This window comes from Extibacter muris (assembly GCF_004345005.1).
Lineage (GTDB): Bacteria > Bacillota > Clostridia > Lachnospirales > Lachnospiraceae > Extibacter > Extibacter muris.
Genome location: NZ_SMMX01000090.1, coordinates 1 through 584, shown reverse-complemented (window position 1 = coordinate 584; position 584 = coordinate 1). Strand labels below are relative to the sequence as shown.

Annotated in this window: 1 protein-coding gene; it reads left to right on the top strand. The window is 47.6% G+C overall.

Annotation, left to right across the window (positions count from 1 at the left end):
* Positions 1-400 (top strand): hypothetical protein (locus E1963_RS23910; RefSeq protein WP_201272109.1); only part of this gene is annotated, 400 nt, incomplete at its 5' end.
* Positions 401-584 lie beyond the last annotated feature (184 nt).

Sequence of the window (584 nt, the reverse complement as noted above, 5' to 3'; positions counted from 1 at the left end):
AGGGGAAAGGGGGAAGAAGAAAGGGAAGGGGGAAAGGGGGGGAGCTTCGAGCTCTTCCTTAAGTCTAACAGAAGAGGAGAGAAAAAGAGGGGAAGGAGGAAGGGAGAGGGGAAAGAGGGGGGAGTGGATTAAGGGAGAGAAGAAGGGAAAAAAAAGAAGGAGGGAGGAGGAGGAGAAAAAGAAGAAAGGAGGAGGGAAAGGAGGGGGAAGAGAGGGGAAAGAGAAGAACGAAGAGGGAAGAGAAGGAAAGGAGGGAAGAAGAGGAGAGAAAAGAAAGAAAAGAGGAAGAAGAAGGAAACAGCAAGGGGAAAGAGGGGGAAGAAAAAAAAAGAAACACAAAAGAAGATTAAGGGACTTAGAAAGACGTTCGCATAAAATACTGCAAAAAAGGGAAAAGTAGAAGGAGAAGGAGAGGGAAAAGGAGAAGGAGAGAGGGGAGGAAAGAGGGGAGAGAAGGGAGGAAAAGGAGAAGAGGGAAGAAGAAAGGGAAAAAAAGAGAGGAGGGAAGAAAGAAAGGAAGAAGAAGGGGAAGGAGGGGAAAAGGGGAGAGGAAAAGGGAAGAGAGAGGGAGGAAGAGAGGAAGA